18 protein-coding genes are annotated in these 18,034 nt (G+C 66.9%); 17 read left to right on the top strand and 1 reads right to left on the bottom strand.

Features of this window, described 5'->3' with window-relative positions:
* The first annotated feature begins 4 nt into the window (after positions 1–4).
* Together icmH and WI26_RS22320 are read left to right on the top strand one after the other, a co-directional pair.
* Complete coding sequence (gene icmH, locus WI26_RS22325) at positions 5–1,222, top strand: type IVB secretion system protein IcmH/DotU (RefSeq protein ID WP_420480786.1); 1,218 nt, start codon at positions 5–7, stop codon at positions 1,220–1,222.
* Between the two features lie 247 nt (positions 1,223–1,469).
* Entirely contained in the window at positions 1,470–2,429 is a 960-nt protein-coding gene (locus tag WI26_RS22320) for an IclR family transcriptional regulator (RefSeq protein WP_069227218.1), read from the top strand.
* Between the two features lie 112 nt (positions 2,430–2,541).
* On the opposite strand, the gene WI26_RS22315 is transcribed toward WI26_RS22320, so the two are convergent.
* On the bottom strand, positions 2,542–3,621 hold the full coding sequence (locus WI26_RS22315; protein ID WP_059464602.1) for a porin: 1,080 nt from the start codon (positions 3,619–3,621) through the stop codon (positions 2,542–2,544).
* Positions 3,622–4,072: 451 nt separating this feature from the next.
* Here WI26_RS22315 and WI26_RS22310 point away from each other — a divergent pair, with 451 nt between their 5' ends.
* The 15 genes from WI26_RS22310 (at position 4,073) to WI26_RS22240 (ending at position 17,949) form a co-directional block, all read left to right on the top strand.
* Positions 4,073–4,390 (top strand): non-heme iron oxygenase ferredoxin subunit, encoded by a 318-nt coding sequence (locus WI26_RS22310; protein WP_006758060.1) that lies wholly within the window; start codon positions 4,073–4,075, stop codon positions 4,388–4,390.
* Position 4,391: 1 nt separating this feature from the next.
* Positions 4,392–4,703, top strand: a complete 312-nt coding sequence (locus WI26_RS22305) for a recombinase-like helix-turn-helix domain-containing protein (protein WP_039321045.1) — start codon at positions 4,392–4,394, stop codon at positions 4,701–4,703.
* Between the two features lie 54 nt (positions 4,704–4,757).
* Complete coding sequence (locus tag WI26_RS22300; RefSeq protein ID WP_069227217.1) at positions 4,758–5,828, top strand: aromatic ring-hydroxylating oxygenase subunit alpha; 1,071 nt, start codon at positions 4,758–4,760, stop codon at positions 5,826–5,828.
* Entirely contained in the window at positions 5,821–6,591 is a 771-nt protein-coding gene (locus tag WI26_RS22295; protein ID WP_069227216.1) for an SDR family oxidoreductase, read from the top strand. Before WI26_RS22300 ends, WI26_RS22295 begins: the two co-directional genes overlap by 8 nt.
* 34 nt (positions 6,592–6,625) lie before the next feature.
* Positions 6,626–7,153: a cupin domain-containing protein gene (locus tag WI26_RS22290; RefSeq protein WP_009692519.1), complete on the top strand. Its 528-nt coding sequence runs from the start codon at positions 6,626–6,628 to the stop codon at positions 7,151–7,153.
* 18 nt (positions 7,154–7,171) lie between these two features.
* Positions 7,172–8,068, top strand: a complete 897-nt coding sequence (locus WI26_RS22285; protein WP_069227215.1) for an alpha/beta fold hydrolase — start codon at positions 7,172–7,174, stop codon at positions 8,066–8,068.
* Complete coding sequence (locus WI26_RS22280; RefSeq protein WP_059509032.1) at positions 8,065–8,925, top strand: IclR family transcriptional regulator; 861 nt, start codon at positions 8,065–8,067, stop codon at positions 8,923–8,925. The genes WI26_RS22285 and WI26_RS22280 overlap by 4 nt, the downstream gene beginning before the upstream one ends.
* Before the next feature lie 79 nt (positions 8,926–9,004).
* Entirely contained in the window at positions 9,005–9,802 is a 798-nt protein-coding gene (locus tag WI26_RS22275; protein WP_059539786.1) for an SDR family oxidoreductase, read from the top strand.
* Positions 9,795–11,465: a thiamine pyrophosphate-binding protein gene (locus WI26_RS22270; protein ID WP_069227214.1), complete on the top strand. Its 1,671-nt coding sequence runs from the start codon at positions 9,795–9,797 to the stop codon at positions 11,463–11,465. Before WI26_RS22275 ends, WI26_RS22270 begins: the two co-directional genes overlap by 8 nt.
* Positions 11,458–12,285: an aspartate dehydrogenase gene (locus WI26_RS22265; RefSeq protein ID WP_059464610.1), complete on the top strand. Its 828-nt coding sequence runs from the start codon at positions 11,458–11,460 to the stop codon at positions 12,283–12,285. Before WI26_RS22270 ends, WI26_RS22265 begins: the two co-directional genes overlap by 8 nt.
* An 89-nt stretch (positions 12,286–12,374) precedes the next feature.
* Positions 12,375–13,865 (top strand): aldehyde dehydrogenase, encoded by a 1,491-nt coding sequence (locus tag WI26_RS22260; protein ID WP_069227213.1) that lies wholly within the window; start codon positions 12,375–12,377, stop codon positions 13,863–13,865.
* 18 nt (positions 13,866–13,883) lie between these two features.
* Positions 13,884–14,846, top strand: a complete 963-nt coding sequence (locus WI26_RS22255) for a VOC family protein (RefSeq protein WP_069227212.1) — start codon at positions 13,884–13,886, stop codon at positions 14,844–14,846.
* Positions 14,843–16,087, top strand: a complete 1,245-nt coding sequence (locus WI26_RS22250; protein ID WP_069227211.1) for an NAD(P)/FAD-dependent oxidoreductase — start codon at positions 14,843–14,845, stop codon at positions 16,085–16,087. The genes WI26_RS22255 and WI26_RS22250 overlap by 4 nt, the downstream gene beginning before the upstream one ends.
* 28 nt (positions 16,088–16,115) lie before the next feature.
* Entirely contained in the window at positions 16,116–17,516 is a 1,401-nt protein-coding gene (locus WI26_RS22245; protein WP_059914875.1) for an MFS transporter, read from the top strand.
* A 205-nt stretch (positions 17,517–17,721) separates the two neighbouring features.
* Complete coding sequence (locus WI26_RS22240) at positions 17,722–17,949, top strand: DUF3079 domain-containing protein (protein ID WP_059464615.1); 228 nt, start codon at positions 17,722–17,724, stop codon at positions 17,947–17,949.
* Positions 17,950–18,034 lie beyond the last annotated feature (85 nt).

The following is an 18,034-nucleotide window of genomic DNA, read 5'->3' as shown; positions in this document are numbered from 1 at the left end:
CGACGTGACGAATTCGACCATGCATTCACAAAACCGCATCGGCGCGCCGGTGTCGCCGCCGTTCGCCGCGCGCGTCAAGGCGGCGGAGCAGGCGGTCAATCCATTGCTCGAGGCCGCGCGTGTCCTGTTGAGCGCGCTGGCCGAAACGCCCGACACGCTTGACGCGGCGGCCGTCGCTCGGCGGCGTCAGTGGCTGGAGCAGGAGCTCCGGCTGTTCATGCGCGTCTGCAGCGAGCTTCGACTGCGGGCCGACCACGTCAAGCATGCGGGGTACAGCCTGTGCTCCGCGCTCGACGAAGCTGCGATGCAGACGAAATGGGGGCGAGGCGATGCAGCCGGCGTCGAGTGGCAGACGAATGGCTTGGCAGCGGCATTCGGACACGATCGGCAGGGCGGCGACCGTGTCTTCCGGCTGATTGACGAAGCGATGCGCAGCCCGCGCGAGCATCTCGATCTGATCGAGGTGTTCCAGAATATCCTCGATCTCGGTTTCTGCGGCCGATACCGCCATGAAAGCGGCGGCCGGCAGCGCTTGCAGCACATTCGCGAGTGCGTGCATGACGCGGTGGTGACGGGCGGCTTATGCTTCGATCCAGTCGCCGACACGGTTCGCACGCGGGCGCGGGCGGTCGATCCGTGGGTGCGGCCGGTACGTGTGCGTCGGTCGCGACTGCGAATCGTCGGAGGACTCGTCGCCGCGTTGCTGGCGGGGGCCGGCGGCTATGCCGCGGTGGATCATTGGGTCCGCGCGAAGCGTGCACGTCCGCCGGTGTCGTCGCTCGATCTGCGGGCCGGCAGTCTGTCCGCGCGCCTTCGCGATGAAATCGCCGCCGGCAACGTCGAGTTGATCGCCGGTACCGGGCGACGCGCGTTGACGCTTCGGCTCGGCGGCATGTTCGGGCCCGGCGATGCGGCGGTGGCGCCGTGGGCCGCGTCCATCGTGGCAGCCGTCGGCAGGGAAATCGTGGCGTCGGGCGAGGGCTCGAACATACTCGTGACCGGATACACGGATAGTGTGAAGGCCAGCCAGGCGCGTTCCGGTTTCAATCAGGCGCTTTCCGAAGCGCGAGCCCGGCAAGTTGCGCAAATCCTCGTCGCAGCCGGGGTGCCTGCGCAGCATATCGGTGTGGTCGGAAAGGGCGACACCGATCCGCTGGCGGATAACGGTACGCCAGACGGCCGCGCCAGGAACCGCCGAGTCGAAGTGACCCTCTCGGACTGATACACGGCGTCCGATGCCCGATGCGCGGCGGCGCGGCATGATGGGGGCCGCGCCGCAGATGTCGCGACCGGGCATGTTCCGGTGGGCAGCCCTGTCTATCGCTGCTATCCTTCCAATCGCGCCAGGCTATTCAGTCGGTGCATTGTGCCGGCCACATCCGCCGGATCCTGTTGATCCTGCCCGGTCGAAATTCGATAATCAGTCATCGCTGGTACCTCGTGAACGATTCCTTTCCGTCCATGCGCACATGGCCAAGACAACGATGAGCGGCGCATCGAAACCACCGGCGAAGCCGGCAAGCGTGCCGCGCGCGACAGCGGGCGACGACGCCGGCCACGACGCGTCGAAGCACGGCGCGGGCGACGACGAATCGTCCGGCGGCGCGTCGTCGTATCTGGTCCCGGGCCTCGAACGCGGGCTGCGGATTCTCGCCGAATTCTCCGCGCGCGAGCCGGTGCTCGGCGCGCCCGAGCTGTCGAAGCGCATCGGCATCCCGCGCACGACCACCTTCCGCCTGCTGCAGACGCTCGAGGCGCTCGGCTTTCTCGAGCGCGTGAACGGCGACCGTTATTTCCGGCTCGGCGTCGGCGTGCTGCGGCTTGGCTTCGAATACCTGAATTCGCTCGAACTGACCGATCTCGGCACGCCCGTGCTCGAACGGCTGCGCGACGCGACGGGCCTGTCGACACACCTGTTGATCCGCGACCAGCGCGATGTCGTGTTCGTCGCGAAGGCGCAGAGCAACACGTCGATGTTCGGCTCGGTGAAGGTGCATGTCGGCACGCGGCTGCCCGCGCACGCGACCGTGCACGGGCACGTGCTGATGGGTGACCTCACGCGCGACGCGTTGCGTCAGCTTTATCCGGAAAAACGGCTCGAACAGTTCACCGAACGCACGCCGGGCACCGTCGACGAGCTGTACGAGCGCGTGCGTCACTACGCGCGGCTCGGCTACGCGGTCAGCGAGGCCGCGTTCGAGAGCGGCATCTCGGCCGTGACCGCGCCCGTGCGGGATCATTCGGGCGCGATCGTCGCGGCGGTCACCGCGACGGTGCCGCGCTCCGAGATCGGCGAGGCCGGCGAAAAGGAGCGGCTCGTCGAAGCAGTGTGCGGTGCGGCGGTCGATCTGTCGCAACGCCTGAATTACCGGCCGCTCGAAAGCGATCCGACGTTCGCGCACGCGCGTCATCGGGTCGCGATGTTCTGATTCGTCGCACAAGCCGCATCGTGCGGCTTCATTCATCCAGCGCCAATGAAAAAGAGCAGCCCGCGGGCTGCTCTTGTCGTTTCCGGCCCCGGGCGCATGCGCCCGTCGCCGCTCAGAACGAATGGTGGATGCCGGCCAGCACGACCACCTGGTTCGCGGTGCTCGACACACCGGCCGTGAAGAACGCGGCCTTCGCGCCGCCCGAACCATGCTCGTACAGCACGTTCGCGTACAGCTGCGTGCGCTTGGACAGCGAATAGATGTCGCCGAGCTCGACCTGCGTCCAGCGGCGGCCGGCCAGCGTCGTGGTCGCCGCGCCGCCCGCGATCGTGTTGAACGCGCTGCTGCGGTAGTTCACACCCGCGTCGTAGCTCTGGAACGTGTCGGAAAACCCGTTCGACTGCATCTTCACGCGCGTGTAGAGGCCGTGCACGAGGAAGTCGCCGAACTGGTACGACGCGCCCGCGCCGATGTTCTCGACCTTGTTCGCGAGGTAGCCGTTGGCGGTGTTTTGCCCCTGGAACGACGTGATGCCCGTCTGGCCGATCAGGATCGCGCGGTCGTGCTCGTTCGAGTAGACGGCCGATGCCTTGAACGGCCCGTTCGCATAGTTCAGCGCGACACCGACGGACTTGCCGGTCGAGAAGTTCGTCGTGTTGCCGAGCGCCATCGTCGCCGCGGCCGAGAAGCCGGCGAAGCTCGGCGAACGGTACTTGACCGCGTTGTTGTACGGCACGTTGCCGGTCGCGGCGAGCCCGTCGATGTTGCCCGGATGGAACGCATACCAGCTCATCGCGAGATACGCGGTGCTGAGCGGATCGAGATAGTCGAACGTCAGCGGCGTTTGCCGGCCGAGCGTCAGCGTGCCGTAGCGGTCGGAACTGAGGCCGACGAACGCCGCGCGATTCCAGATCGTGTTCGCGGTCGCGAATTGCCCGTTGTTCGTATAGAAGCCGTTTTCGAGCTGGAAGATCGCCGACAGGCCGCCGCCGAGGTCTTCCTTGCCTTTCAGGCCCCACCGGTCGGGCTGCGTGTTGCCCTGGATCATCGCCCATTTCGCATGACCGCCGACGTTGTTCACATAGGCGACGCCGGCATCCATGCTGCCGTACAGCGTCACGCTGCTCTGCGCCCAGGCGCCCGACGCCGCGCCCATTCCGATGATTGCTGCTGCTACCGCGTGCTTGACCATTTGATCTCCTGACTCTCCAAACCTGATGAGAAACGTGCCGTGGCGGCGGGCACGAGGACGGCCGGCCGTCGCGCGCTTTCTTCACCACCGGGCGGGCATCTTTTGTGTTCCATATAAGGAACAATGTGCCTCTGATGGAATGGAGTATAGAGGGGGCGCGCAAAGTATCAAAAATAAATTTATCGGGCCGGATGAGCTTGAGGACGATCCGCAACACGGCTTCGAGCGTTCTGAAAAACAGACTTAAATCCCCGCCGTGAAACAAGAAATCACATTCGACACGGGGTGCGGCGCCGGCCGTCGACCTGGCGGTCGGTGTTTTCCCTATGACATGCAGCTTTTTGTTTTACTCATGGAAAGTCGCTCCTATAATCACCATCCATAAACTGCTGTTCCGGATATGGAACAAATCCGGAGCGAACCGAGAGTCGATCAGAAGGAAGGGTGTGAGATGTCTGAACAATGGGTTTGCGCCGGGCACGCCGGCGCGCTGTCGGAAGACACGCCGATCGAGTTCAAGCGGACCGACGGCGTCGAAATCGGGATCTACCGCGTCGGCGACGAGGTGTATGCGCTCGAGAACGTGTGTCCGCATGCGTACGCGCTGCTGACGCAGGGGTTCGTCGACGAAGGCACCGTCGAATGCCCGCTGCACGAGGCCGTGTTCGACATCAAGACGGGCGAATGCCTGAAGGGCCCGGGCGGGCGCGCGCTGAAGCAGTACGCGGTGCGGCTGGCCGGCGAGGAAATCCAGATCAAGGTGGAATGACATGAAAGAAGCGACCGTCAACTTCAATCCCTTCCTGAAGCCGTGGGTGGCGCCGCAGCCGAACAACGTCGCCGGCAAGGGGCAGATCGAGATCCCGGGCCAGGTCGAGAACCGGATCTGGCAGAACCGCAAGGCCGAGCCGACCCAATATGAAAACGACCTTGGCGATGCGCTCGAACGCGTGTTCGAGAGCGGCGCGACCGAGCTGGACGATGTCGTCGCGGGTCTGAACCGCATCGGCTTCCGCGCGCCGGACGGCACCGCGTGGACGGCCGAGCGCTTCCGCGCCGAAATGGCCTCGCTGGCGGAATGAGCGCGCGCGCCGCGTGACCGCCGACCCGACGACAACCGCATCCGGAGCACACTGATGACGTCCCCCGCACAACACGAAGCCCAACACGACCCGGTCCGCGAGTACCTCGATCGCGGCATCAAGAACTACTGGTATCCCGTAGCCCCGAGCTGGCAGGTGTCCAACGCGCCCGTCGGCCTGACGCGCCTGTCCGAGCAGATCGTGCTGTGGCGCGATCACGAGGGGAAGGTCCACGCGCTGGAGGATCGTTGTCCGCACCGCGGCGCGCGCCTGTCGCTCGGCTGGAACCTCGGCGGCAACATCGCCTGCTGGTATCACGGCATCGAGGTCGACGGCGGCGGCACCGTCGCCCGCGTGCCGGCCGTCTCGAACTGTCCGCTCGAAGGCATGAAGTGCGTGAAGTCGTATCCGGTCGAAGAGAAGGCCGGCGCGATCTTCCTGTGGTTCGGCGATGAAGCGCATGGCGAACCGGCGCCGCTGAACCTGCCGGAAGAACTGGTCGCCGACGAATACGGCCACTTCCTGTGCGTATCGAACTGGAAGTGCAATTACCAGTACGCGATCGACAACGTGATGGACCCGATGCACGGCGCGTACCTGCACGCGACGTCGCACTCGATGGCCGAAGGCGACAAGCAGGCCGAGATGCGCGTGCGCAAGACGGAAACCGGCCTGATGTTCGAGAAGATCGGCCAGCGCGACGTGAACTTCGACTGGGTCGAGCTCGGCGAAACGGGCTGCCTGTGGATGCGTCTCGCGATTCCGTACAAGCAGAAGTTCGGTCCGGGCGGCAACTTCGGGATCATCGGCTTCGCGACGCCGGTCGACGGCGACAACTGCCAGGTCTATTTCTGGCGCACCCGCAAGGTCAGCGGCTGGCAGCGCGACGTGTGGCGCTTCATGTACCGCAACCGCCTCGAAGGCCTGCACTGGGACGTGCTCGAGCAGGACCGCTACGTCCTCGAAAGCCTCGCGCCGCACGCGCGCGATCACGAATACCTGTACCAGCACGACGTCGGCATCACGCGCGTGCGCCGGATGCTGCGCCAGCGCGCGCAGGAACATCTGTCCGCGCTCGACGCTCACCGTGCGGCGCAAGCCGCGGCGGAGTCCACGAATGGCTGAGTTCGCGCCGGTGGTGTCGCTGACGGGGCGCCGTGTGCTCGTGACGGGCGGCGCGCGCGGTCTCGGCGAGGCGTTCGTGAAGGCGCTGGTCGCCGCCGGGGCGCAGGTCGCGTTCGGCGACGTGCTCGTCGAGGAGGGCCGAGCGCTGGCCGCGCAACTCGCGCAAGCCGGCCACACCGCGCACTTCTTCGCGCTCGACCTGGCCGATCCGGCGAGCATCGACGCATTCGTCGCGCAAGGCGCGGCGGCGCTCGGCGGCATCGACGCGCTGATCAACAACGCGGCCATCACGAACTCGGGCGGCAAGTTGTCGACGGAACTCGACGTGTCGACCTGGGATGCCGTGATGAACGTGAACGTGCGCGGCGTGTGGCTCGTCAGCAACGCGGCACTGCCGCATCTCGCGCAATCGGGCCGCGGCGCGATCGTCAACCTCGCATCGGACACCGCGCTCTGGGGCGCGCCGAAGCTGCTCGCATACGTCGCCAGCAAGGGCGCCGTGATCGCGATGACGCATGCGCAGGCGCGCGAGTTCGGCGCGCACGGCGTGACGGTCAATGCGATCGCGCCGGGTCTCACCGAAGTCGAGGCGACGGCCTACGTGCCGGCGGAACGGCACGCGTTCTACATGCAGGGCCGCGCGCTGACGCGCGCGCAGGTGCCCGACGACGTGACGGGCCCCGTGCTGTTCCTGCTGTCGGACGGCGCGCGCTTCGTGACGGGTCAACTGCTGCCGGTCAACGGCGGCTTCGTAATGAATTGAATTGAAGTTTTCACTCTGAATGAAGGAGAGGACGATGGCGGACGCAGATCTCGAACGCAAGTCGTGGGACCAGCCGGAAGGCGCAAGCTTCGGCGACTGGATGGAAGGGCGTGTCGCGCGCTACGCGACGCGCCGCTACGACTGGGACGCGCTGAAGTTCCAGGCCGACTACGACCCGAAGTATCGCCGTGCGCAAATGCGTTACGTCGGCACGGGCGGCACGGGCGTCGCGAAGGACGTCAACACGGTGCCGGCCGGCAACTTCACGTTTTCGACGATGGTCATCCCGGCCGGCAACATCGGCCCGAGCCACATCCACATCGACGTCGAGGAAATCTTCTTCGTGTTGCGCGGCAAGATGAAGGTGATCTGCGAGCGCGACGGCGAGACCTGGGAAGCGATCCTCGGCGAGCGCGACCTGATCTCGGTGCCGCCCGGCGTGTACCGCACGGAAATCAATATCGGCGAGGAAGACGCGCTGATGTGCGTGATGCTCGGTTCGCCGAAGCCCATCACGCCGACGTATCCGCCGGATTCGCCGCTCGCGAAGATCAAGCGCTGAGACGGGGCGGAGCAAGCAATGAGTGTCATCGACAAACGTGAACGCGATCGCACCGCGGCGTTCGCCGCGCTGCTCGGGCAGTTTCCCGAACAGCGCTGCGCGGCCGGCGCGGCGGGCACGATCGGCTATCGCGAGGCCGGCGCGCAGCATGCGGGCCGCGCGCTGCCCGTCGTGCTGCTGCACGGGATCGGCTCGGGCGCCGCATCGTGGGTGCGCCAGCTCGACACGCTCGGTGCGTCGCGACGCGTGCTGGCGTGGGACGCGCCCGGCTATGGCGCGTCGACCCCCGTGCACGGCGCGTCGCCGACGGCCGCCGATTACGCGGCGTCGCTGAACGCGTGGCTCGAGGCACTCGGCATCGAACGCTGCGTACTGGTCGGGCATTCGCTCGGTGCGATCGTCGCGGGCGGGTTGGCCCGCGTGATGCCCGCGCGGATCGCCGGCCTGCTGCTGATCTCGCCCGCGGGCGGTTACGGCAGTGCGCCTGCGGAAACGCGCGACACGCGCCGCGATGCACGCCTCGCCATGCTCGAGGAACTCGGCCCGGCCGGGCTTGCAGAGCAGCGCAGCGGCAACATGCTGTCGGGTTTCGCGAGCGAGGATGCGCGTGCGTGGGTGCGCTGGAACATGGCACGCATCGTGCCGGCCGGCTATGCGCAGGCCACGCACCTGCTCGCGAATGCCGATCTCGCGTCCGATCTCGCCGGCTTTCGCGGTCGCACGGCGGTCGCGGTCGGCGCGAACGACGCGATCACGCCGCCCGCGGCGTGCGAGCGGATCGCCGCGGCCGCGCACGTCCGGCTGCAGGTGATTCCGCAGGCCGGTCATGCAGGTTACGTGGAAGCACCGGCGGTGTATTCCGCGCTGATCGACGCGTTCTGTCGTCAATGCGATCGTCAGCGGGGGCTGGAATGAGCGAACCGTTGCAACAGCAGCAGGACGCGGAAGCCGCGAAGTCCGACGCCAACTACGTGGTGCCGGGCCTCGAACGCGGTTTGCGGATCCTCGCCGAATTCTCGCCGCGCGAGCCGGTACTGGGCGCGCCGGAGTTGTCCAAGCGGCTCGGCATTCCGCGCACGACGGTGTTCCGTCTGCTGCAGACGCTCGAATCGCTCGGCTTTCTCGAGCGCGCGGACAAGGATCGCAACTACAAGCTCGGCATCGCCGTGCTGCGGCTCGGCTTCGAATACCTGAGCTCGCTCGAGCTGACCGATCTCGGCCTGCCGGTGATCGAGAGCCTGCGCGACGCGACCGGCTTCACGACGCACATCGTGATCCGCGACGGCCGGGACGTTGTGTTCGTCGCGAAGGCGCAGAGCCAGTCGCCGGTGTTCAGCTCGATTCGCGTGAACGTCGGCACGCGGCTGCCCGCGCATGCAACGACGCACGGCCACGTGCTGATGGGCGACCTGTCGCTGAAGGAATTGCGCGAGCTGTATCCGGAAAGCACGCTGAACCGGATGACGAGCGCGACGCCGGAGACGGTCGATGCGTTGTACGAAGTGATCCGCGAGGACGCATTGCGCGGCTACGGCGTCAGCAATTCGTCGTTCGAACGCGGCATTTCAGTGGTCACGGCGCCGGTGCGCAACGACACGCAGAAGATCGTCGCGTGCATCACGGTGACTGTGCCTCGGCCGGAGATCGACGCGGCGCTGATCGCCGACGGCCTGATCGACAAGGTGCAGCGCGCGGCGGCGGAGCTGTCGCGGCGGCTCAATTACCGCTCGGATGACGAGCACACGTTTATGAAGGCTTTGGGATTGAAATGAGACCCGCACGCATGCTTCGCACGCTGCCCTCCAAGGGGGCGGTCAATCCTCTTGGGGCGGCCTTGCAAGAGGCGACGACATGATCAACATCGATCTGACCGGGCAGGTGGCGGTGGTGACGGGCGGTTCGTCCGGCATCGGCCTCGCGACTGCCGAAAAATTCCTGCAGGCCGGTGCGTCGGTCGCGATTTGCGGCCGCGACGGTGAACGCCTCGCACGCGCGCAAGCGCTGCTCGGCGAGCAATACCCGGGTGCGCAATTGCTCGCCGTGCGCTGCAACGTGCTCGACGAAGCCGATGTGGCCGCGTTCGCGCAGGCCGTGTCCGACCGCTTCGGCCGCGCCGACATGCTGGTCAACAACGCGGGCCAGGGCCGCGTGTCGACCTTTGCCGACACGACCGACGACGCATGGCGCGAAGAGCTCGAACTGAAGTATTTCAGCATCATCCGCCCGACGCGCGCGTTCCTGCCGCTGCTGCGCGACGCGCAGGCGCCGACGATCACCTGCGTGAACTCGCTGCTCGCGCTGCAGCCGGAGCCGCACATGGTCGCGACGTCGTCGGCGCGCGCTGGCGTGCTGAGCCTCGTGAAGTCGCTCGCGACCGAACTCGCGCCGCAGCGCATCCGTGTGAACTCGATCCTGATCGGCATCGTCGAGTCGGGTCAGTGGCGCCGCCGCTACGAAGCGCAGGCGCAGGCCGGCGAAAGCTGGGAAGACTGGACGGGCGCGCTCGCCCGCAAGAAGAACATTCCGCTGAACCGCTTCGGCAAGCCTGACGAGGCAGCCTGGGCGCTCTTTTATCTCGCAACGCATCTGTCGTCCTACACGACGGGCAGCCATATCGACGTTTCTGGAGGCTTTGCACGCCATGTCTAAAAAAACCACGGTTGGCGAGCTGATTGCCGCCTTTCTCGAGCAGTGCGACGTCAAAACCGCATTCGGTGTCATCTCGATCCACAACATGCCGATCCTCGACGCGATCAACTCGCGCGGCAACATCCGGTATGTCGGCGCGCGCGGTGAAGCAGGCGCGGTGAACATGGCCGATGGCCTCGCCCGCGTATCGGGCGGCCTCGGCGTCGCGTTCACGAGCACGGGCACGGCGGCGGGCAACGCGGCGGGCGCGATGGTCGAGGCGCTGACGGCCGGCACGGCGCTGCTGCACATCACGGGGCAGATCGAGACGCCGTATCTCGATCAGGATCTTGCCTACATCCACGAAGCGCCGGACCAGCTCACGATGCTCAATGCGATCTCGAAGGCCGCATTCCGCGTGCGCACGGTCGAGACGGTGCTGCCGACGATCCGCGAAGCGGTGCGCGTCGCGCAGACCGCACCGACCGGCCCCGTGTCGGTCGAGATTCCGATCGACATCCAGGCCGCCGAAATCGAATGGCCGGAAGATCTCGCACCGGCGCACGTCGCGGTGCGCGAGCACGACGAAGCGCGCGTCGCGAAGCTCGCCGACGCGCTGGCGGCCAAGCGCCGTCCGTTGTTGTGGATCGGCGGCGGTGCGCGCCACGCGCGTGCGGAAGTCGAACGCCTGGTGAAGCTCGGCTTCGGCGTCGTGACGAGCGTGCAGGGCCGCGGCGTGTTGCCGGAAGATCATCCGGCGACCCTCGGCGCATTCAACGTGCATGCATCCGTCGAAGCGTTCTACAGGACCTGCGACGCGCTCGTCGTGGTTGGCTCGCGCCTGCGCGGCAACGAGACGCTGAAGTACAAGCTTGCGTTGCCGCAGCCGCTGTTCCGCATCGATGCCGACGCGCTCGCCGACAACCGCGGCTACCGCAACGAGTTGTTCGTGCACGGCGATTCGAAGCGCGTGCTCGCCGAGCTGGCCGATCTTCTCGAAGGCCGCCTGTCCGTCGATCCGCGGTTCGCGACCGATCTCGCGGCGGCGCGCGAGCAGGCCGTCGCCAGCGTGTCGGAAGGCCTCGGGCCGTACAAGAAGCTGGTCGACACGCTGCAGGGTGCAGTGGGCCGCGACTACAACTGGGTGCGCGACGTGACGATCTCGAACAGCACGTGGGGCAACCGGCTGCTGAAGATCTTCGAGCCGCGCGCGGGCGTGCATGCGCTCGGCGGCGGTATCGGCCAGGGCATCCAGATGGGCATCGGCGCGGCCCTGGCCGGCGCGGCGGCGAAGACGGTCTGCCTGGTCGGCGACGGCGGCCTGATGGTCAACGTCGGCGAGCTCGTGACGGCCGTGCAGGAAAACGCGAACGTGATGATCGTGCTGATGAACGACCAGTGCTACGGCGTGATCCGCAACATCCAGGATGCGCACTACGGCGGCCGCCGCTGCTTCGTGCAACTGCACCAGCCGGATTTCGCGCAGTTCTGCGCGAGTTTCGGCCTCACGCACTACCGGATCTCGTCGCTCGACCAGGCAGAGGCGATCGTGCGCGAAGGGATGGCGAAGGAAGGGCCGGTGATGGTCGAGGTCGACATGCTGTCGGTCGGCTCGTTCGCATCGGCATTCGCGGGCCCGCCGGTGAAGAAGGAAGAAACGCCGTCGGAGCGGCAGTATGCGTAACGCCCACGCTCACGGGCATGCGCCCGTCGACATCGCGATGATCGGCTTCGGCGCGATCGGTGCGGCCGTGTATCGCGCGGTCGAGCACGATGCGTCGTTGCGCGTCGCGCACGTGATCGTGCCCGAGCACCAGCGCGACGCGGTGCAGCGCGAGCTCGGCGGCGCGGTGGAGGTCGTGTCGTCGGTCGACGCGCTGGCCCGCCGCCCCGAGTTCGCGCTCGAATGCGCGGGTCACAGCGCGCTCGTCGATCACGTCGTGCCGCTCTTGAAGGCCGGCACCGATTGCGCGGTCGCATCGATCGGCGCGCTGTCCGACCTCGCGCTGCTCGACGCGCTGTCACAGGCAGCCGACGAAGGCGATGCGACGCTGACGCTGCTGTCCGGCGCGATCGGCGGAATCGACGCGTTGGCGTCGGCGAAGCAGGGCGGCCTCGACGAAGTGTTGTACGTCGGCCGCAAGCCGCCGCTCGGCTGGCTCGGCACGCCCGCCGAGGAACTGTGCGACCTGCGTTCGATGACGGAAGAGAAGGTGATCTTCGAAGGCACGGCGCGCGACGCCGCACGGTTGTATCCGAAGAACGCGAACGTCGCGGCGACGGTCGCGCTCGCGGGCCTCGGCCTCGACGCGACGCGCGTGCGGCTGATTGCCGATCCGGCCGTTGCGCGCAACGTGCATCGCATTACCGCGCGCGGCGCGTTCGGCGAGATGTCGCTCGAGATGAGCGGCAAGCCGTTGCCCGACAACCCGAAGACCTCCGCGTTGACCGCGTACAGCGCGATTCGCGCGCTGCGCAACCGCGCGGCCCGCTGTGTGATCTGAGCGGGCGACGCAGCCTTTCGGGCCATTGAACGGCCGCCGGCGCCACGGCGCGGGCGGCTGCGCAGAGACAGATTTGTGGGACTTGTGACATGACTCCATTCGATACGAGCCTCGTACCCAACGGCGACATCCTGATCGGCGGCGAGTGGCGGCGCGGCCGTGGCGCGCCTTACGCGAGCATCTATCCGGCCGACCAGTCGCTGAACATGGAAGTATCGACGGCGAACGCGGAAGACGCCGCGGAAGCCGTCGTGGCCGCCGACGCCGCATGGCGCCGCGCCGACTGGGCCGGCCTGAAGCCGCACCAGCGCGCGCTCGTGCTGTACCGGATCGCCGATTTGATCATGCAGCGTCACGAAGCGCTCGCGAACCTGCAGCGCCGCGACAACGGAAAGCCGATCGGCGAGACGCGCGTGCTGGTGGCGAGCGCCGCCAACACGTTCCGCTATTTCGCGGCGTGCCTGGAAACACTCGACGAAGAACTGACGCCGTCGCGCGGCGACTACCTGACGATGAGCGTGTACGAGCCGATCGGCGTGATCGCGGCCATCACGCCATGGAATTCGCCGATCGCATCCGATGCGCAGAAGCTCGCGCCGGCGCTCGCCGGCGGTAACGCGGTGGTGCTCAAGCCGGCCGAAGTCACGCCGCTCGTGTCGCTCGCGCTGGCGCGCATCTGCGAGGAGGCCGGTGTGCCGAAGGGTGTGCTGAGCGTGCTGCCGGGCAAGGGCTCGGTGATCGGCGACGTGCTCGTGCGCCACCCGCTCGTGAAGAAGGTGTCGTTTACCGGCGGCACGGAAGTGGGCCGCGGCATCGCGCGCATCGCGGCGGAAAAGCTGATGCCCGTGTCGCTGGAACTCGGCGGAAAGTCGCCGACGATCGTGTTCGACGACGCCGATCTCGACCATGCGGTCAACGGCGTGCTGTACGGCATCTTCAGTTCGTCGGGCGAGGCGTGCATCGCAGGTTCGCGCCTGTTCGTGCAGCGCTCGGTGTACGACGAATTCATGCAGCGTCTGGTGGCGGGCGCGCGCAAGCTGCGCGTGGGCGATCCGACGCGGCCCGACACGCAGATGGGTCCGCTGATCACCGCGAAGCATCGCGAATCGGTGGAGCGCTACGTCGCGCTCGGGCTGGAGGAAGGCGGCCGCCTGCTGTGCGGCGGCGAGCGGCCGTCGGGCGACGGGCGCGACGATGGCTTCTTCTACCAGCCGACGATTCTCGAAGGCTTGCTGAACAGCGCGCGCATCTGCCAGGAAGAGATCTTCGGGCCGGTGCTGGTCGCAATGCCGTTCGACGATGAAGCATCGCTGATCGCGCAGGCGAACGACAGCGTGTTCGGCCTTGCCGCCGGCATCTGGACGCGCGACTACAAGCGCGCATGGCGCATCGCGCGCGCACTCGAGACGGGCACCGTCTGGATCAACACGTACAAGCTGTTTTCGATCTCCACGCCGTTCTCGGGCTGGAAGGAGAGCGGGATGGGCCGCGAGAAGGGGCGTCTCGGCATCCGCGAATACATGCAGCAGAAGAGCCTCTACTGGGGCTTGAACGACGCGCCGCTGCCGTGGGCGAACTGAGCGAAGGGGAATGACGCAATGAGTATCTTGGGTATCGAGCAGATCACGTACGGTGTCGACGACCTCGCGACGTGCCGGCGCTTTTTCGCCGACTGGGGGCTGAAGGAAGTCGCGCACGACGACACGCGCGCGTGCTTCGAAACGCTGAACGGCTGCACCGTGCTGATCGTCAAGGCCGACGATCCGTCGTTGCCGCCCGCGTTCGAGGCTGGCCCGACGCTGCGCGAAGTCACGTGGGGCGTCGCGACGCGGCAGGAAGTCGATGCGCTGCGCACGAAACTGGCCGGCCAGCCCGGCTATTACGCGCAGGACGATGCGGTCGGCTGCATCGACCCGAACGGGATGGCGATCCGCATCGAGGTGACGCGCAAGCGCGCGCTCGACATCACTGGCTCGCCGTCGAACGCGTGGGGCCACACGGCGCGCATCGACCAGCCGAGCCCGATCTATGCGCGCGCCGAGCCGGTCGAAGTGGGCCACGTGGTGTTCTTCACGAACTGCCTCGATGCGCAAGAAGCGTTCTACCACGAGTTGCTCGGCTTCGAGACGTCGGATCGGTATCCGGGCCGTGGCGCGTTCATGCGTTGCGCGCCGCATGGCGGACACCACGACCTGTTCCTGCTCGCGTTGCCGAACGGAAAGCGCGGCCTGAACCACGTCGCGTTCACCGTGCGCGACATCCATGAAGTGTTCGGCGGCGGCATGCACATCGACCGCTGCGGCTGGGAAACGCAACTCGGCCCGGGGCGTCATCCGGTGTCCTCCGCGTACTTCTGGTACTTCCAGAATCCGGCCGGTGCGTTGATCGAGTACTACGCGGACGAGGATGTGCTGACGCCCGAATGGCAGCCGCGCGAATTCGAACCGGGCCCGACCGTGTTCGCCGAATGGGCCGTCGACGGCGGCCTCGACGGCAACACGCGCCGGCAGAAGAACGCGAAGGCGCCGGAAGGCAAGTTCATGACGGAGCGTAAATCATGATCGAAGGGAACACGCAGGCGCCCGCCGCGCCGGGCACCGTTGTCGTGATCGGCGGCGGGCAGGCTGCCGGCTGGGTGCTGAAGACGCTGCGGGCGGAAGGGTTCGCGGGCCGCCTCGTGATGATTGCCGACGAGCCGCATCTGCCGTACGAGCGTCCGCCGCTGTCGAAAGCCGTGCTGGCCGGCGACGCCGACATCGAAACGGTGCGCGTCGTGCGTCCCGACGAATTCGACGCGCTGAACGTCGAGGCATGGCAGCCGGAACGCGCGTCGTCGATCGACCGCGCGCGCCGCGTGGTGAAGACCGAAAGCGGCCGCGAGATCGAATACGACCGTCTCGTGATCGCGACCGGCGGCACTTCGCGCCGCTTGCCAGACACAATCGTCAGGACATCGAACCTGCACTACCTGCGCACGCTCGACGAAGCGGCCGCGCTCGGCGAGAAGCTGCGTGCGAGCCGGCGCGTGATCGTGATCGGCGGCGGCTGGATCGGTCTTGAAGTCGCAGCGACCGCGCGCAAGCTCGGCGTTGACGCAGTCGTCGTCGAAGGCGCGCCGCGTCTGTGCGGGCGTTCGGTGCCGCAGGTCGTGTCGGACTTCCTGCTCGACCTGCATCGCGCGAACGGTGTCGACGTGCGCCTTGGCGCGGCGCTCGCGTCGCTCGACGCACAGCCGGACGATACGTCGAAGGTGCGCGCGACGCTCGCCGACGGTACGACGATCGACGCGGATTTCGCGGTGGCCGGCATCGGCCTCGCGCTGAATGCGACGTTGGCGAGCGACGCGGGCCTGGCGATCGACGACGGCATCGTGGTCGACGAATTCGGCGCGACCAGCGACCCGGCGATCTTCGCGTGTGGCGACGTCGCGAACCATCACAACGGCTGGCTGAAACGGCGCGTGCGGCTCGAATCGTGGGCGAACGCGCAGAACCAGGCGATCGCGGCCGCGAAAGCCGTGCTCGGCGTGCGCGCGCCGTACGCGGAGATTCCGTGGTTCTGGTCCGATCAGTACGACGTGAACCTGCAGATCCTCGGCGATCTGCCGGCCGATGCGCAGCTCGTCGTGCGCGGCGATCTCGCCGCGCGCCGCGCGACGCTGTTTTTCGTAGGCGATGGACATGTGAGAGGTGTCGTCGCCATCAACAACGCACGCGAGCTCAAGCTCGCGCGCAAGTGGATGAACCAGGGCCGGGCAGTGGATACGGAAGCCCTGGCGGACACGACCAAAGCGCTTGCCTGACCGGCGAACGATCCAGGAGACACCCCGCATGAGCACTTTCGACAACGTCGTGGCCGGCAGAGCCACGATGGAAGCTGCCGCCTCCACGCCCGGCGCGATCATCGCGCGGCTCGAGCGGCTTCCGGCCAACGCGATGCAGATCCGCGCGCGCGTGCTGATCGGCACCGCCACGTTCTTCGACGGCTTCGACGTGATCACGATCGCGGCGACGCTGCCGCTGCTGATTCACAAGTGGGGGTTGTCGCCGACGCAGATCGGCATGCTGATCGCGTCCGGCGCGATCGGCCAGCTGATCGGCGCGTTCCTGTTTCCCGCGCTCGCGGAGAAGCATGGTCGTGTGAAAGCGATCGCGTGGAGTTCTGCCGTGATCGGCATCACGAGCATCGCGTGCGGCTTCGCGCCGACGTTCGAGGTGTTCGTGCTGCTGCGGATCTTGCAGGGGCTCGGTCTCGGCGGCGAACTGCCGGTCGCGGCCACGTACATCAACGAAATCACGCGGGCGCACGGTCGTGGCCGCTTCGTGCTGTTGTACGAAATCGTGTTTCCGATCGGTTTGCTGGTGTCGATGGCGCTGGGCGCATGGCTCGTGCCGCGGTTCGGCTGGGAGATCATGTACTTCGTCGGCGGGCTGCCGCTGATCCTCGCGCTGGTGCTCACGCATCTCGTGCCCGAGTCGCCGCGCTGGCTCGCATCGCGCGGACGCCTCGCGGAAGCGGGGCGCGCGGTCGGCGTGTTCGAATCGTCGGTGCGCGGCGAACTGCCGCCGGTCACGCAGGTGGCCGCGTACGACGAGATGGTCCGTCAGCACCCGAAGCGCCGGATGAGCGACCTGTTCAGCGCCGCGTATCGCAAACGCACGCTCGCGGTGGCGACGCTGTGGGCGACCTGCGGGTTCATCCAGTACGGTCTGTCGACATGGCTGCCGACGATCTACAAGAACTTCTATCACGCGCCGCTGCAGCTCGCTCTGAATCTCGCGGTGATCGGCTCGGTGATGGGTGTGCTCGGTTCGCTCGCGTCCGCGCTGCTGGTCGACAAGCTCGGCCGCAAGCCCGTGATCGTGTGGTCGTTCGTGCTTTGCGCGCTGTCGCTGGCACTCGCGGGCTTCTATCATGCGGCGTCGGTGTATGTCGTCGCGACCTTCTGCTCGCTGTCGCTGGGGCTGATGGCATCGGGCTTCATCACCGCGTACGTCTATACGCCGGAGCAGTATCCGACGAGCATCCGTGCGTCGGGCTGCGGGCTCGGCAGCGCGTGGCTGAAGATCGCGTCGTTCGCGGCGCCGATGATCGTGCCGCACGCGATCATCGGCGGCAACCTCGCGCCGGCGTTCTACCTGATCGGCGTCGTGCCGCTGATCGCCGCCGTGACGGTTCATCTGGTCGGGATCGAGACGAAGGGGAAGGTGCTCGAGGCCCTGGAGGCGTAAGCGCGGCTGGCAACAATGGCTGACGTGGAAAGCCCGGACATCGTCCGGGCTTTTTTGTTTTCGGCGATCGTGTTCGCCGCTCGCGAACGATCGTCGCGGGTAGCGCGGTGCGTCCGGTGCGAACGAATGTCGCATCGGCATCGTTTCGCGGTGGACTTAGAGTCGAACGGTAGCGGACGCAACGATACCGGGAGGACGACGAACGATGGCCAGGAAATTTCCGCTGCATCCCGCACATCCCGAGCGGATCTGTTGGGGATGCGACAACTACTGCCACACGCATGCGATGCGGTGCGGCAACGGCTCCAGCCGGACCCAGCACCCGTGCGAACTGCTCGGCGACGACTGGTATCGATACGGCGACTGGGGCTTCGACTGCGCGGACGACGAAAACGACAAGGCAGCCGACGCGCCGGCGGGCGGGCAATCGTAGCGACAAGTTGTCCCACCGCGGGCGCGCGATTTCTTGATCTGCATCACGGTAGCCGACGGTGTGCCGAAACATCATAAAAAAGATG

Origin of the sequence: Burkholderia diffusa (assembly GCF_001718315.1) — a bacterium.
Classification (GTDB): domain Bacteria; phylum Pseudomonadota; class Gammaproteobacteria; order Burkholderiales; family Burkholderiaceae; genus Burkholderia; species Burkholderia diffusa_B.
The sequence above is the reverse complement of the archived record's forward strand: the minus strand, read 5'-3'. Positions and strand labels throughout refer to the sequence as shown.

Bases quoted from the DNA above. Each gene is read 5' to 3' on its own strand.
- WI26_RS22260 (WP_069227213.1), top strand. From the start codon at position 12,375: ATGACTCCATTCGATACGAGCCTCGTACCCAACGGCGACATCCTGATC.
- WI26_RS22245 (WP_059914875.1), top strand. From the start codon at position 16,116: ATGAGCACTTTCGACAACGTCGTGGCCGGCAGAGCCACGATGGAAGCT.
- WI26_RS22250 (WP_069227211.1), top strand. From the start codon at position 14,843: ATGATCGAAGGGAACACGCAGGCGCCCGCCGCGCCGGGCACCGTTGTC.
- WI26_RS22265 (WP_059464610.1), top strand. From the start codon at position 11,458: ATGCGTAACGCCCACGCTCACGGGCATGCGCCCGTCGACATCGCGATG.
- WI26_RS22285 (WP_069227215.1), top strand. From the start codon at position 7,172: ATGAGTGTCATCGACAAACGTGAACGCGATCGCACCGCGGCGTTCGCC.
- WI26_RS22240 (WP_059464615.1), top strand. From the start codon at position 17,722: ATGGCCAGGAAATTTCCGCTGCATCCCGCACATCCCGAGCGGATCTGT.
- WI26_RS22295 (WP_069227216.1), top strand. From the start codon at position 5,821: ATGGCTGAGTTCGCGCCGGTGGTGTCGCTGACGGGGCGCCGTGTGCTC.
- WI26_RS22305 (WP_039321045.1), top strand. From the start codon at position 4,392: ATGAAAGAAGCGACCGTCAACTTCAATCCCTTCCTGAAGCCGTGGGTG.
- WI26_RS22300 (WP_069227217.1), top strand. From the start codon at position 4,758: ATGACGTCCCCCGCACAACACGAAGCCCAACACGACCCGGTCCGCGAG.
- WI26_RS22290 (WP_009692519.1), top strand. From the start codon at position 6,626: ATGGCGGACGCAGATCTCGAACGCAAGTCGTGGGACCAGCCGGAAGGC.
- WI26_RS22275 (WP_059539786.1), top strand. From the start codon at position 9,005: ATGATCAACATCGATCTGACCGGGCAGGTGGCGGTGGTGACGGGCGGT.
- WI26_RS22270 (WP_069227214.1), top strand. From the start codon at position 9,795: ATGTCTAAAAAAACCACGGTTGGCGAGCTGATTGCCGCCTTTCTCGAG.
- WI26_RS22320 (WP_069227218.1), top strand. From the start codon at position 1,470: ATGGCCAAGACAACGATGAGCGGCGCATCGAAACCACCGGCGAAGCCG.
- WI26_RS22315 (WP_059464602.1), bottom strand. From the start codon at position 3,621: ATGGTCAAGCACGCGGTAGCAGCAGCAATCATCGGAATGGGCGCGGCG.
- WI26_RS22280 (WP_059509032.1), top strand. From the start codon at position 8,065: ATGAGCGAACCGTTGCAACAGCAGCAGGACGCGGAAGCCGCGAAGTCC.
- WI26_RS22255 (WP_069227212.1), top strand. From the start codon at position 13,884: ATGAGTATCTTGGGTATCGAGCAGATCACGTACGGTGTCGACGACCTC.
- WI26_RS22310 (WP_006758060.1), top strand. From the start codon at position 4,073: ATGTCTGAACAATGGGTTTGCGCCGGGCACGCCGGCGCGCTGTCGGAA.